Source organism: Tenacibaculum sp. MEBiC06402, from assembly GCF_049239625.1.
Lineage (GTDB): Bacteria > Bacteroidota > Bacteroidia > Flavobacteriales > Flavobacteriaceae > Polaribacter.
Genome location: NZ_JBMKKT010000083.1, coordinates 75,533 through 90,037 on the forward strand (window position 1 = coordinate 75,533; position 14,505 = coordinate 90,037).

Here is a 14,505-nt window from a genome sequence, read left to right on the forward strand (position 1 = left end):
AAACTTTCATTTTATAAGAAACTTATACGTAACTTTAATGTAAATATTTTTGTGTGTAAGATTGAATTTATAATTTTGACTTTCTGGGAACAATATGAAAATGAATTTATACGATGCTTTAAAAAAGTTCTTTGGCTTTAATCAGTTTAAAGGACTTCAGGAAGATGTAGTGAAAAGCATATTAAACGATCAAAATACATTCGTTATAATGCCAACAGGGGGTGGTAAATCTCTATGCTACCAATTACCTGCACTAATGAAAGAAGGTACAGCAATAGTGGTTTCTCCGCTGATTGCTTTAATGAAGAATCAAGTTGATGCTATAAGAGGTATTTCAGAAACTCATGGTATTGCTCATGTATTGAATTCTTCTTTGAACAAATCGGAGATTAATCAAGTAATGAGTGATATCTCTAATGGTATTACAAAATTATTGTACGTTGCACCAGAATCTTTAATTAAGGAAGAATACGTTGATTTTTTGAAGCAACAAAATATTTCTTTTGTAGCTATTGATGAAGCACACTGTATATCAGAGTGGGGACATGATTTTAGACCTGAATATAGGAATCTTAGAAATATCATAAGACAAATTGATAATGTTCCGGTGATTGGTTTAACAGCTACAGCTACACAAAAAGTTCAAGAAGATATTTTAAAAACGTTAGGAATGACAGATGCAAATGTTTTTAAAGCATCTTTTAATCGTCCTAATTTGTTTTATGAAGTTCGACCTAAAACGAAAGAGGTAGAAAAAGATATTATCCGTTTTATAAAACAAAAAGAAGGACAATCAGGAATTATTTATTGTTTAAGTAGAAAGAAAGTAGAGGAAATTGCTCAAGTACTTCAGGTAAACGGAATTAATGCATTGCCTTATCACGCTGGTTTTGATGCAAAAACAAGAGCAAGACATCAAGATATGTTCTTAATGGAAGATTGCGATGTAGTGGTTGCTACTATCGCCTTCGGAATGGGAATTGATAAACCTGATGTTCGTTATGTAATTCACCACGATATTCCAAAAAGTTTAGAAAGTTATTACCAAGAAACAGGAAGAGCGGGTCGTGATGGAGGAGAAGGTCATTGTCTAACATTTTATGCTTATAAAGATATAGAGAAGTTAGAAAAGTTTATGGCTAATAAACCTGTTGCTGAACAAGAGGTTGGTCATGCTTTATTACAAGAAGTAGTTGGATATGCAGAAACTTCTATGAATCGAAGAAAGTACATTTTACATTACTTTGGTGAAGAATTTGATGAAGTTAATGGAGAGGGAGCAGACATGGATGACAACATGCGAAATCCTAAGAAGAAACATGAAGCCCAGGACGAAGTCGTAACTATTTTACAGATAGTTAAAGACACCAACGAGATGTATAAAGCAAAAGAAATTGTTAATACGCTTATTGGTAAAGAAAATGCACTTTTAAAATCTCATAAAACCACAGAACATTCATTCTTCGGAGTTGGTAAAGGAAAGACTTCAAGTTATTGGATGGCGTTAATTCGTCAGATTTTAGTAGCGGATTTAATTCGTAAAGAAATTGAGCAATACGGAGTAATCAAGTTAACCAAGGAGGGTAAAAATTATTTACAAAACCCAACATCTTTTATGATGACTGAAGATCATCAATATAATTATGAAGATGATGGAACAATCATTACAAATGGAAAATCGAATAATGCTGGTACAGATCAAAAACTAGTTGCAATTCTAAAAGATTTACGTAAACAAGTTGGTAAAAAATTAGGAGTACCGCCGTTTGCAGTTTTTCAGGATCCTTCCATTAATGATATGGCACTTAAATATCCAATTTCATTGGATGAGCTATCCAAAGTTCATGGTGTAGGAGAAGGGAAAGCCAAAAAGTACGGAAAAGATTTTGTACAAGTTATTTCGCAGTACGTTGAAGATAATGACATTGTAAGACCAGATGATTTAGTTGTAAAGAGTACCGGTGTTAATTCAGGTTTGAAATTATATATCATACAAAATACGGATAGAAAATTACCTTTGGATGATATAGCAAAATCAAAAGGTCTTGAGATGAACGAGCTAATCAAAGAAATGGAAGCAATTGTGTTTTCCGGAACGAAATTAAATATTGATTATGCTATAGAGGATTTATTAGATGAAGATCAGCAAGAAGAAATTTATGATTACTTCATGGAAGCTGAAACAGATAAAATACAAGAGGCGTTAGATGAGTTTGATGGTGACTATGATGACGAAGAATTACGCTTAATGAGAATAAAATTTACCAGTGATGTAGCTAATTAAAGCTTAATTATGAACGATAAAGTCAAGGCATATATCGAGAAACAAGAAAAATGGACGCAAGAATTAGAAACTTTGCGTTCTTTTTTGTTAGAGTTAGATTTGGTTGAAGATATAAAATGGGGAATGCCAGCTTATATTCATAAGGGAAAGAATATTTTAGGTATTTCTGCATTCAAAAATTATTTTGGTTTATGGTTTCATCAAGGTGTTTTTTTAAAAGATGAAAAGAATTTGTTGATGAATGCCCAAGAAGGAAAAACGAAAGCAATGCGTCAATGGCGTTTTAGTTCAATAAATGATTTGGATAAAGAAACACTTCAAGCATATGTTTTAGAGGCAATGAAGAATGCTGAATTGGGTAAAGAGATAAAACCTCAAAGAAATAAAAAACCTTTAGTTATTCCTTCTCAACTATCTCAAGTTTTTGAAAATAACGATGAACTAAAAGAAAAGTTTCACTCACTTTCATTAACTAAAAAGAGAGAGTTTTCAGAATATATAATAGAAGCTAAGAGAGAGGCAACTAAGGAGAAAAGACTAGAAAAAATTATTCCTATGATAAAATCAGGAATTGGTCTTAATGATAGATATAGATAGTTTGTAAAACCTACTTAACAAAAATCTTATCAATAGTTGCAGTACTATCACATCTAATTACATACAAATCCAATTTTTCGCTTGTTACATAATATTCAGCACAAGGTCTTTGGCGAGGCTTACTTTTTCCAAAATTAACATCACCATTTTTCAATATCAAAGAAATGTTAGTAGAATCAATTTTATGAAGTTCCATTGTTTTTAGGGCTTCATCTGAGAATAGACGCTTCTTTATACGAATACTTTTAAGTGTTCGCGCATCCATACCATAGTCAAAAGTCACGTTTTTGTTTTTCCAAAAGAAAGAAACAGCTAACGTTCCTAAAGCTACACCAATCATATAAAACCCTATTCTCTTTAGTAATTGCATGATCTAAATTTAGATCGCAAAAGTACTCAAAAAAGTAGATATTTATAAAATAAGAAGGTTAATATCTCTATAAGGAAGATCAAACCAATCCGCAACAGTTCTATTCGTTAATACACCGTGATAGAAATACATCCCGTTTCGCAGACTTTTATCAAATCTTGCTGCATTTTCAAAACCTCCTTCTTCAGCAATATTTAGCAGATAAGGCGTAAGTATATTACTGATAGAAACGGATGCCGTTCTAGAATATCGAGAAGGAATATTAGGAACACAATAATGTATAATATCATGTTTTAAGAATGTCGGCTTACTGTGAGTAGTAACTTCTGAAGTTTCAAAACATCCTCCACGATCAATACAAACATCAACTATTACTGCACCAGCTTTCATTTTTTCTATCATTACTTCAGTAACAATAATCGGTGATCTATCGATTCCACGAATAGCACCAATAGCAACATCACAACGCATTAAAGCTTTTAATAATGATTTTGGTTGTACAGTAGAAGTGTAGATTGGACCAGGAACAGCTTCTTGTAAGCGTCTTAATTTAGTAATTGAATTGTCAAAAACTTTAATTCTAGCTCCTAAACCAATAGCGGCTTTTGCAGCAAATTTACCAACAGTTCCAGCTCCGAGAATTACAACGTCTGTAGGAGGAACACCACTAATGTTTCCTAACAATAAACCATTACCACCGCCAACAGTAGTCATGTGCTCTGCAGCTATATGCATAGCGGCTGCTCCAGCAATTTCACTTAATGACTTTAATATAGGAAAAACTCCATCCTCATCTTTTATATAATCGTAAGCAATAGCCGTAATTCTTTTTTTAGCAAGTGCTTTAAAATATTGTTTGTCTTGCGTTTTAAGTTGTAAAGCAGAAATTAAAAATGCCTGAGGATTCATGAGCTCTATTTCCTCAAGAGAAGGTGGTTCAACTTTAACAATAAGGTTACAGCGAAATACTTCTTTAATATCGTAAGAAATTTTTGCACCAGCTTCAGAATATTCTCGATCTGAGTAGTTAGCTCCTTCACCAGCAGAAGTTTCAACAACAACTCTATGTCCATGGGCAACTAATGCTGCCACAGCATCAGGGGTAAGACTTATTCTCTTTTCTTCAAAGTGAGTTTCTTTTGGTAATCCAATAAATAATTCACCTTTTTGCTTTTTTATTTCAAGCATTTCAGGTTGAGGAAGTAATTGTTCTTTAGTGAAAGGAGATAAGCTCATTAATTTTATTTCAGTTGAATATTTCTCAGGTTATCTGAGGATAGTACAATGTCTATCTTAACAGAATTTAAAGGTAATAAATTTTTAATATTCTGAGGCCATTCAACCAAACACCAATTATCACTATAAAAATAATCCTCGATTCCCATGTCTAGCGCTTCTTCTTCATCGTTGATTCTGTAAAAATCAAAATGGTACACAGTTTCGTTAGTGGAAGTAGCGTATTCATTAACCAAAGAGAAAGTTGGAGAACTGATAGTGTCTTCAACTCCCAAAACAGCACAAATTTCTTTTATAAGAGTCGTTTTACCTACTCCCATTTCTCCATTAAATAAAAGAATTTTATGTTTAGATGAAGCAACAACTTCTTTTGCTATTTCTCGAATTTGATCTAAAGAATAATTTTTGTTCATAAAATACACCTATTTTGTATTGTACACGGCGCAAGGTATAATAATTTCTTCTAATGAAATACCTCCATGTTGATAAGTGTTCTTGTAATATTTTACAAAGTGATTGTAATTATTTGGATATGCGAAGAAAAGGTCTTCTTTGGCAAAAATAAAGGGACTATTTATGGTTAAACTCGGCAGGAAAATATCCTTCGGATTTTTAACAGCATACACATCTTTTTCTTCATATGATAAACTTCTGCCTGTTTTGTATCTTAGATTAGCACTAATATTTTTATCTCCAATAACTTTTGTAGGATTATTACAGTTAATTGTCCCGTGATCTGTTGTGATAATTAATTTTTGTCCTAATTCCTTAGCTTTTTGAATAATTGAAAGTAGAGGGGAGTTTTTAAACCAACTAACAGTTAAAGATCTATAAGCTTTATCATCACCAACAAGTTCTTTTATAACTTCCATTTCTGTTTTAGCATGAGAAAGCATATCCACGAAATTATACACAACAACTGTTAAATCGTTTTGCTTAGTTCCGTTGTAATTTTCTTCTAAATCTTTACCGTTTTTTAACGACGTTATCTTATAATATTCATGTTTAAGATTTAGATTCATTCGTTTAATTTGATCCGACAAAAACTCTGCTTCATATAAGTTTTTTCCTCCTTCATCTGTATCGTTTTTCCAAAAATTTGGATGTCTTTTTTCCATTTCAGAAGGCATTAAACCTGAGAAAATAGCATTTCTGGCATATTGAGTAGCTGTAGGGAGAATGCTATAAAAAGAATATTCGTTTTCCTTCTTATAAAACTCATTAATAGATGGTTCTAGAACTCTAAATTGGTCATATCTTAAATTATCAATGATAACCCATAATGTTCCGTTTTCTTTATCTAAGTTCGGAACAACATAGTCTTTGAATAAAGTATGAGACATGGTTGGTTTTTCATCACCTGTTAGCCAGTCTTGATAATTGTTTTTTATGAACTTGAAAAATTGAGAGTTTGCTTCAGATTTTTGGCTCTCAAGAATTTCCAACATTCCAGAATCATTAATATCTTCAAGTTCTAATTCCCAGTGAACAAGTCTTTTATATAAATCAACCCATTCTTCATAAGTATTTACCATAGATAAATCCATGGCTATTTTTCTAAATTCCTGTTGGTAATTGTGTGTTGTTTTCTCAGATACTAATCGAGAATGATCTAGGTTTTTCTTAAGACTCAACAGAATTTGGTTTGGGTTTACTGGTTTAATTAAGTAATCAGCTATTTTAGAACCAATAGCTTCTTCCATAATGAACTCTTCCTCACTTTTGGTTATCATAACAACAGGAAGGTTTGGCTTTTGCTGCTTAATCTGACTAAGCGTTTCCAAGCCAGAAATACCAGGCATGTTTTCATCTAAAAAAACGATATCAAAACTATCTTCATTTACTAAATCAACAGCGTCAGCACCGTTAGTGCAAGTTTTTATATTGTAATTTTTCTTTTCTAAAAAAAGTATATGTGGTTTTAATAAATCTATTTCATCATCTACCCAAAGGATGTCTATTTTTCTCATATGTATATTTTACAAAAAATCAACGAAGAAAAAATTCGTTTAGTGTAAAAGAACAAAAAATATACTTCATATTTCTAAAGAATATATTAAAGTTCATTAGAGATTTATTATTTCTTTAAAATCAAGTAATAATTTAAAAAACCTCTATTAATTAGTTACTTTTGTTTCATAATAAAGATATTAAATAGATACTATTGACTACTAAAAAAACGAATAAATTAAAAATCCTAAACGATCCTATTTACGGATTAATATCAATACCAAACTCTCTTATTTTCGATATTATTGAGCATCGTTACTTTCAACGATTAAGGAGAGTAACTCAAATGGGACTTACGAATTTAGTGTATCCTGGTGCAAACCATACGAGATTTCACCACGCCATAGGTTGTATGCATTTAATGCAAAAAGCCATTCATATTTTAAGAACAAAAAATGTATCAATCTCAGAAGAAGAGGCCACTGCACTTAGTATTGCAATTTTATTACATGATATTGGACATGGAGCTTTTTCTCATGCATTAGAATATAGTATTGTTAACGGAATTACACATGAGGAGATTTCATTGATGTTCATGAAAAAACTAAATGAAGAGTTCGATGGGAAACTTAGTTTAGCGATTGAAATTTTTGAAGGTAAGTATGAAAGAAAGTTTTTTAGTCAATTAATATCTAGTCAGCTAGATGTTGATAGACTTGATTATTTGAAAAGAGATAGCTTTTATACAGGTGTTACTGAAGGTAATATATCATCGGATCGCTTAATTACAATGATGAATGTGAAAGATGATGAGCTGGTTATTGAGCAAAAAGGAATTTATTCTGTTGAAAAGTTTTTAATAGCAAGGCGATTAATGTACTGGCAGGTATACCTACATAAAACTTCGTTATCTGCTGAAACTTTATTAGTTAAGGTTTTACAAAGAGCTAAGGAGTTAGCTAAAAAAGGAGAGACTTTATTTGCAACGGAAGCTTTAAGATATTTTTTATATAACACAATATCACCAGAAAATTTTAATGAAGACGCTTTAGAGGTATTTTCTAATTTAGACGACTATGATGTTTTTACATCAATAAAGGAATGGTGTTCACATGACGATTTTGTGCTTTCAAATCTGTCTAAAATGATTATTCAGAGAAAATTATTTGGTATTGAAATACAGGACAAGCCATTTTCAGAAAAGAAAATAGACAAGTTGAAGGATTACTTGATAAATACTTTTAAAATTCCACAAGAACATATTGACTATTTTATTTTTTTAGACACTGCTTCTAATCACGCTTATAATGTAAACAAGCCGATTAAAATATTAACTAAGAAAGGCAAGGTTAAAGATATTGTAAAGGCTTCTGACCATCTTAACTTAAAGAGTTTATCAAAACCGGTAGTCAAATATTATTGTTGCTATCCTAAGAAATTTTAGTCTAGATTTGCTTGAAACTAACCTTAAACAAAAAAAATAATTACTTTTGCAAGTAATGAAATTTACAGCGAAACAGATAGCAGATATTTTACAAGGTGAAATAGTTGGTAACCGTGAAGAGGAAGTATTTAAATTATCTAAAATAGAAGAAGGAGAAATAGGTTCTCTTACTTTTCTAGCGAATCCTAAGTATAATTCATATATATATACCACAAAAGCTTCTGTTACTATTGTAAATAAAACTTTTGTACCTGAGAAAGATATAACAACAACTTTAATTAAAGTTGAAGACGCATATAAGTCCTTTTCAACTCTATTAGAGTATTATAACCAAGTTAAAAACAATAAATCAGGAAGAGAAGAACCTAATTTTATATCCTCAACAGCAAGTATTGGTGAAAACGAATATATAGGAGCATTTTCATATATAGGAGATAATGTAAGTATTGGAGATAATGTGAAAATTTATCCTAATTCTTACATAGGAGATAATGTAACTATTGGAGATAATTGTATAATATTTGCGGGAGTTAAGATTTATTCGGAGACTGTAATTGGAAAGAATTGTAAAATACATTCAGGAAGTATTATAGGTTCAGATGGTTTTGGTTTTGCTCCTGATGAAAATGGAGAATACAAAGCTGTTCCACAAACTGGAAATGTTATAATTGAAGATAATGTAGATATTGGTTCTAATTCAACTATTGATAGAGCTACATTAGGTTCAACAATTATTAGAAAAGGAGTGAAGTTGGATAATCAAATTCAAATAGCTCATAATGTTGAAATAGGAAAGAATACTGTCATTGCTTCTCAAACTGGAGTAGCGGGTTCAACAAAAGTAGGAGAGAACTGTATGATTGGTGGACAGGTTGGAATAGTAGGTCATATTTCAATAGGAAATAACGTAAAAATTCAGGCGCAGTCGGGTATAGGAAGAAATTTAAAAGATGGAGAAGTGGTTCAAGGCTCACCAGCATTTGGATATTCTGATTGGAATAAGTCATACGTTCACTTTAAAAATTTACCGAAAACAATAACAACACTAAATAAAATAGAGAAAGAATTGAATTCTCTTAAAAACCGAAATGAGTAAGAAACAAAATACCATTAAAAATGAAATTACATTATCAGGTGTAGGATTACACACTGGTAACGAGGTTGTAATGACATTTAAACCAGCTCCTCCGAATCATGGTTTTGCTTTTAAAAGAGTAGATTTAGAAGGGCAACCAATTATTGAGGCTAGAGCGGAGTTCGTAACGGATACACAACGTGGAACGAACATGGAAAAAAACGGAGTACAAATTAATACTTCGGAACATGTTTTAGCGGCAGCTGTAGGTTTAGATATAGATAATTTATTAATTGAAATTAATGCTTCTGAACCACCAATTATGGATGGTTCTTCGAAGTTTTTTATCGAAGCTTTAGAGAAAGCTGGTATCGAAGAGCAAGATGCAGAAATTGAAGAATATGTTGTAAAGGAGATTATCTCTTACAAGGATGAAAATACAGGTAGTGAAATTATTTTAATGCCTGCTGATGAATATCAAGTGACTGCTATGGTTGATTTTGGGACAAAAGTGTTAGGTACTCAAAATGCAACTCTAGAAAAAATATCTGATTTTAAAGAAGAAATTTCTTCAGCAAGAACATTTAGTTTTCTTCATGAAATTGAAATGTTATTAGAGCATAATTTAATTAAAGGTGGTGATTTAAACAATGCCATTGTTTATGTTGATAAAGAGTTATCTGAAGGAACAACCGAAAAGCTTAAAAAAGCCTTCAATAAGGATAATATAAAAATTAAACCTAATGGAATTCTAGATAATTTAGAATTACACTGGGCAAATGAAGCTGCAAGACATAAGTTACTAGATGTAATTGGTGATTTAGCTTTAGTTGGTACCAGAATAAGAGGAAAGGTAATAGCGAACAAACCCGGACATTTAGTAAATACAACTTTTGCAAAGAAATTGGCAAAAATCATTAAAATGGAAAAGCGTAATAACGTTCCTTCTTATGATTTAAACCAACCTCCTTTGATGGATATACACCAAATTATGGATGTATTACCGCATAGACCTCCATTTTTACTTGTAGATAGAATATTAGAACTTTCTGACAGACATGTAGTAGGTATGAAAAATGTTACCATGAATGAAGATTTCTTCGTGGGACATTTTCCTGGAGCACCTGTTATGCCAGGAGTTCTTCAAATTGAGGCGATGGCTCAGGCTGGAGGAGTTTTAGTGTTAAAATCTGTACCAGATCCTGAAAACTATTTAACGTACTTCATGAAAATAGATAAGGTAAAATTCAAACAAAAGGTTTTACCAGGTGACACGTTAATATTTAAAAGTGAATTAATAACGCCAATAAGAAGAGGTATTGCTCATATGCAGGCCTATGCTTATGCTAACGGAAAACTTGTAGCAGAAGCAGAATTAATGGCTCAAATAAGTAAAGTAAAATAATATGAATCAACCTCTAGCTTATGTACACCCTCAGGCAAAAATTGCTAGAAATGTAGTAATTGAACCTTTTACAACAATTCATGCTAATGTAGAAATTGGTTCAGGAACATGGATTGGTTCTAATGTAACTATAATGGAAGGTGCAAGAATTGGTGAAAATTGTAGAATTTTCCCTGGCGCTGTTATTTCTGCGATTCCTCAGGATTTAAAATTTAATGACGAGGAAACTATTGTTGAAATAGGAAATAATGTTACTATTAGAGAATGTGTTACTATTAATCGTGGGACTTCTGATAGACATAAAACGGTTATCGGTGATAATTGCTTAATTATGGCTTATTGCCATATTGCTCATGACTGTATCGTAGGAAACAATTGTATTTTTTCAAATAATTCTACACTTGCTGGTCATGTTACTATTGGAGATAATGTTGTTTTAGCTGGTATGGTTGCAGTTCATCAATTTGCTTCTGTTGGAAATCATGCGTTTGTAACAGGTGGATCATTGGTTAGAAAAGATGTACCTCCTTTTGTTAAGGCTGCAAGAGAACCTTTATCGTATGTAGGGATAAATTCTATCGGTTTAAGAAGAAGAGGTTTTACAACCGAGAAAATTAGAGAAATTCAAGATATTTATAGAATTCTATTTCAAAAGAATTACAATAATTCACAAGCGATTGAAATTATTGAAGCAGAAATGGAAGCTACCTCAGAAAGAGATGAAATTATGCAATTCATAAAAGATTCTCATAGAGGAATAATGAAAGGATATTATAATACAAATTAATTAATAAGAATAAATGGCATCAACTTCAGATATTAAAAAGGGACTGTGCATAAAATATAATAGTGATATTTTTAAAATTATTGAGTTTTTACATGTAAAACCAGGTAAAGGTCCTGCTTTTGTGAGAACTAAATTAAAAAGTGTTACAACGGGAAAAGTTATAGATAATACTTTTTCTGCTGGACATAAAATTGAAGATGTTCGTGTTGAAACACATAAATTTCAGTATTTATATGCAGAAGGTGACGATTTACACTTCATGAATACTGATGATTACAATCAAATTACGCTTCAAAGAAAAGTAGTGGATGGATCTGAGTTTATGAAAGAAGGAGAAGTTGTAACTATTTTAATTAATACAGAAGATAGCTTGCCTCTATCAGTAGAAATGCCGTCTCATGTGATTTTAGAAGTTACACATACAGAGCCAGGTGTTAAAGGAAATACAGCTACTAATGCTACAAAACCAGCTACTGTTGAAACTGGTGCAAGAGTTAATGTTCCATTGTTTATAAACGAAGGAGATAAAATAAAAATAGATACTGAAAAAGGATCTTATTCAGAAAGAATCAAGGAATAACTTTTTATAATTTTTATCCCGCTAATGCGGGATTTTTTATGTCATGAAATTTAAAGAAACACAAACGTTAGGTGAAATAGCTAATTTATTAGGCTTGAACTACGTAGGAGACCCTGATTTTAAAATTACCGGATTGAATGAAATTCATGTGGTACAAGAGGGTGAAATTGTTTTTGTAGATCATCCTAAGTATTATGATAAAGCTTTAAGTTCTGCTGCAACTACTGTTTTAATTAACAAAGAAGTTGAATGTCCTGAAGGAAAAACATTATTAATATCCGATGATCCTTTTAGAGATTTTAATAAACTAACAAAGTATTTTAACCCTTTTATCGCTTCAAAAAATAGTATTGCTGATTCAGCAATTATTGGGGAAAACACGATTATACAACCTAATGTTTTTATTGGCGAGAAGGTGAAAATAGGAAAGAATTGTATTATTCATGCAAATGTTTCCATAAACAATGACTGTATTATTGGAGATAATGTAACAATACATTCAAATACTGTTCTTGGTAGCAACGCATTTTACTATAAAAAAAGAGCAGAAGGGTTCGATCCTTTAGTTTCTGGAGGGAGAGTTGTTATCGAAGATTATGTTGATTTAGGTGCTTCTTGTACTATTGATAGAGGAGTTACTGGCGATACTACGATTGGAGAAGGTACAAAGATTGATAATCAAGTTCACGTTGGTCACGATACTGTTATTGGTAAAAAATGCTTGATTGCTGCTCAATCTGGTATTGCCGGTTGTACAGTTATCGAAGACGAGGTTACCATTTGGGGTCAAGTAGGTGTTATTAGCGGTCTAAGAATTGAAAAAGGAACCGTTTTAATGGCGCAAACAGGAGTTATGAAGTCTCTTAAAAAAGGTGTTTATTTTGGAACACCACAAGAGGAATACAGACAAAAAATGCGTGAAATTGTACACGTAAAAAATGAAGTAAAGAAAGATAAAAAGTAACGATAATTTAATTGGTAATACCCAATTAAAAAACTATTTTTGCTACACTAAAAATAAAAAACAAACCAATGAGCGTTTTAGTAAATAAAGATTCAAAAATTATTGTACAAGGTTTCACGGGAAGTGAAGGAACTTTCCACGCTGGTCAAATGATCGAATATGGTACCAATATTGTTGGTGGTGTTACACCAGGAAAAGGAGGTCAAGAGCACTTAGGGAAGCCTGTATTTAATACTGTTGATGAAGCAGTGCAAAAAGCAGGAGCAGATACATCTATTATTTTTGTACCACCAGCATTTGCTGCTGATGCTATTATGGAGTCTGCTGAAGCTGGGATTAAAGTAATTATTTGTATTACTGAAGGAATTCCTACTGCAGATATGGTAAAAGTGAAATCTTATATTGATGCTAAAGAAGATTGTACTTTAGTTGGACCTAACTGTCCAGGAGTAATTACTCCAGAAGAAGCTAAAGTTGGAATTATGCCAGGATTTATCTTCAAAAAAGGTAAAGTAGGTATTGTTTCTAAATCAGGAACGTTAACGTATGAAGCTGCTGACCAAGTTGTAAAACAAGGTTACGGTATTACTACGGCAATCGGAATTGGAGGAGATCCAATTATCGGAACTACTACTAAAGAAGCAGTAGAGTTATTAATGAATGACGAAGAAACTGAAGCAATCGTAATGATTGGAGAAATCGGTGGTCAATTAGAGGCAGAAGCTGCTCGTTGGATTAAAGCTGACGGTAACCGTAAGCCAGTTGTTGGATTTATCGCTGGTCAAACAGCACCTGCAGGTAGAACAATGGGACATGCCGGAGCAATCGTAGGAGGTGCTGATGATACTGCACAAGCAAAAATGAAGATTTTAGCAGAAAATGGAGTTCACGTTGTTGAATCACCAGCTAAAATAGGAGAGATGGTAGCTAAGGTTTTAGGATAAGCCAATAATATTCTTAGATAATATAAATTCCCGTTTTTTAGCGGGAATTCTTTTTATATTTACAAACAACTAATTAAATAAAATGAAACTTTTAGAAAATAAAACAGCTATTGTTACTGGCGCTACAAGAGGTATTGGTAGAGGAATAGCAGTAGAATTTGCAAAGCAAGGAGCTAATGTTGCTTTCACTTATAGTTCATCTGTAGATGCAGCAAAAGCTTTAGAAAATGAGTTGAAAGAACTAGGTGTAAACGCAAAAGGTTATCAATCTAATGCTGCTGATTTCGATGCGGCGCAGGATTTAGCTAAGAGTGTTTTAGAAGAATTCGGAACTATCGATGTACTAGTTAATAATGCAGGAATTACGAAAGATAATCTATTAATGAGAATCTCAGAGGATGATTTTGATAAGGTTATTGAAGTAAATTTAAAGTCGGTATTTAATTTAACTAAAGCAGTTATTCGTCCAATGATGAAGCAACGTAAAGGTTCTATAATTAATATGAGTTCTGTGGTTGGATTAAAAGGAAATGCTGGACAAGCAAACTATGCGGCATCTAAAGCTGGTATCTTAGGTTTTTCTAAGTCGGTAGCTTTAGAGTTAGGTTCGAGAAATATTCGTAGTAATGTAGTTGCTCCTGGTTTTATTGAAACTGAAATGACTGCTAAACTTGATGAGAAAGTTGTTGAAGGATGGAGAAATGAAATTCCTTTAAAACGTGGTGGAACACCTGAAGATATCGCTCACGCATGTGTGTTCTTAGCTTCAGATATGAGTGCTTACATTACAGGTCAAACTTTATCTGTTGATGGAGGAATGTTGACTTAAGAAGATTAATTTCTTAGATAATATATTTGGAAAGAGGGCT

Annotated in this window: 14 protein-coding genes; 10 read left to right on the forward strand and 4 right to left on the reverse strand. The window is 32.2% G+C overall.

What is annotated here, in order from left to right; all coding sequences use genetic code 11:
- Positions 1-100: 100 nt before the first annotated feature.
- The gene (gene recQ, locus ACOSP6_RS02295; RefSeq protein ID WP_422093124.1) at positions 101-2,284 is read left to right on the forward strand and encodes a DNA helicase RecQ; all 2,184 of its coding nucleotides are present in this window, start codon (positions 101-103) and stop codon (positions 2,282-2,284) included.
- 9 nt (positions 2,285-2,293) lie between these two features.
- The gene (locus ACOSP6_RS02300; protein WP_422093125.1) at positions 2,294-2,881 is read left to right on the forward strand and encodes a YdeI/OmpD-associated family protein; all 588 of its coding nucleotides are present in this window, start codon (positions 2,294-2,296) and stop codon (positions 2,879-2,881) included.
- Between the two features lie 10 nt (positions 2,882-2,891).
- Here ACOSP6_RS02300 and ACOSP6_RS02305 read toward each other — a convergent pair whose 3' ends face one another.
- From ACOSP6_RS02305 to ACOSP6_RS02320, 4 genes are read right to left on the reverse strand one after another with little or no spacing between them, the layout of a single operon-like run.
- Complete coding sequence (locus ACOSP6_RS02305) at positions 2,892-3,251, reverse strand: DUF4258 domain-containing protein (protein ID WP_422093126.1); 360 nt, start codon at positions 3,249-3,251, stop codon at positions 2,892-2,894.
- Between the two features lie 42 nt (positions 3,252-3,293).
- Positions 3,294-4,487: an alanine dehydrogenase gene (locus tag ACOSP6_RS02310; protein ID WP_422093127.1), complete on the reverse strand. Its 1,194-nt coding sequence runs from the start codon at positions 4,485-4,487 to the stop codon at positions 3,294-3,296.
- 5 nt (positions 4,488-4,492) lie between these two features.
- Positions 4,493-4,900: a tRNA (adenosine(37)-N6)-threonylcarbamoyltransferase complex ATPase subunit type 1 TsaE gene (gene tsaE, locus ACOSP6_RS02315; RefSeq protein ID WP_422093128.1), complete on the reverse strand. Its 408-nt coding sequence runs from the start codon at positions 4,898-4,900 to the stop codon at positions 4,493-4,495.
- Between the two features lie 9 nt (positions 4,901-4,909).
- Entirely contained in the window at positions 4,910-6,457 is a 1,548-nt protein-coding gene (locus ACOSP6_RS02320) for a response regulator (RefSeq protein ID WP_422093129.1), read from the reverse strand.
- Between the two features lie 194 nt (positions 6,458-6,651).
- Here ACOSP6_RS02320 and ACOSP6_RS02325 point away from each other — a divergent pair, with 194 nt between their 5' ends.
- The 8 genes from ACOSP6_RS02325 to fabG all read left to right on the forward strand — a co-directional run bounded on the left by ACOSP6_RS02325 (position 6,652) and on the right by fabG (position 14,465).
- The gene (locus ACOSP6_RS02325) at positions 6,652-7,881 is read left to right on the forward strand and encodes an HD domain-containing protein (RefSeq protein ID WP_422093130.1); all 1,230 of its coding nucleotides are present in this window, start codon (positions 6,652-6,654) and stop codon (positions 7,879-7,881) included.
- Between the two features lie 55 nt (positions 7,882-7,936).
- Positions 7,937-8,977 carry a UDP-3-O-(3-hydroxymyristoyl)glucosamine N-acyltransferase gene (gene lpxD / locus ACOSP6_RS02330; RefSeq protein WP_422093131.1) on the forward strand — a complete coding sequence of 347 codons (1,041 nt, stop codon included), beginning with the start codon at positions 7,937-7,939 and terminating at the stop codon, positions 8,975-8,977.
- Positions 8,970-10,361, forward strand: coding sequence for a bifunctional UDP-3-O-[3-hydroxymyristoyl] N-acetylglucosamine deacetylase/3-hydroxyacyl-ACP dehydratase (locus ACOSP6_RS02335; protein WP_422093132.1), 1,392 nt, complete (start codon positions 8,970-8,972; stop codon positions 10,359-10,361). The genes lpxD and ACOSP6_RS02335 overlap by 8 nt, the downstream gene beginning before the upstream one ends.
- Position 10,362: 1 nt before the next feature.
- Positions 10,363-11,148 carry an acyl-ACP--UDP-N-acetylglucosamine O-acyltransferase gene (lpxA, locus tag ACOSP6_RS02340; RefSeq protein WP_422093133.1) on the forward strand — a complete coding sequence of 262 codons (786 nt, stop codon included), beginning with the start codon at positions 10,363-10,365 and terminating at the stop codon, positions 11,146-11,148.
- Positions 11,149-11,161: 13 nt separating this feature from the next.
- Positions 11,162-11,728 carry an elongation factor P gene (gene efp / locus ACOSP6_RS02345; RefSeq protein WP_075340913.1) on the forward strand — a complete coding sequence of 189 codons (567 nt, stop codon included), beginning with the start codon at positions 11,162-11,164 and terminating at the stop codon, positions 11,726-11,728.
- Between the two features lie 43 nt (positions 11,729-11,771).
- Positions 11,772-12,692, forward strand: coding sequence for a UDP-3-O-(3-hydroxymyristoyl)glucosamine N-acyltransferase (locus tag ACOSP6_RS02350; protein ID WP_422093134.1), 921 nt, complete (start codon positions 11,772-11,774; stop codon positions 12,690-12,692).
- Positions 12,693-12,760: 68 nt separating this feature from the next.
- Positions 12,761-13,636 carry a succinate--CoA ligase subunit alpha gene (gene sucD, locus ACOSP6_RS02355; protein WP_422093135.1) on the forward strand — a complete coding sequence of 292 codons (876 nt, stop codon included), beginning with the start codon at positions 12,761-12,763 and terminating at the stop codon, positions 13,634-13,636.
- Between the two features lie 82 nt (positions 13,637-13,718).
- The gene (fabG, locus tag ACOSP6_RS02360) at positions 13,719-14,465 is read left to right on the forward strand and encodes a 3-oxoacyl-[acyl-carrier-protein] reductase (RefSeq protein WP_422093136.1); all 747 of its coding nucleotides are present in this window, start codon (positions 13,719-13,721) and stop codon (positions 14,463-14,465) included.
- Positions 14,466-14,505 lie beyond the last annotated feature (40 nt).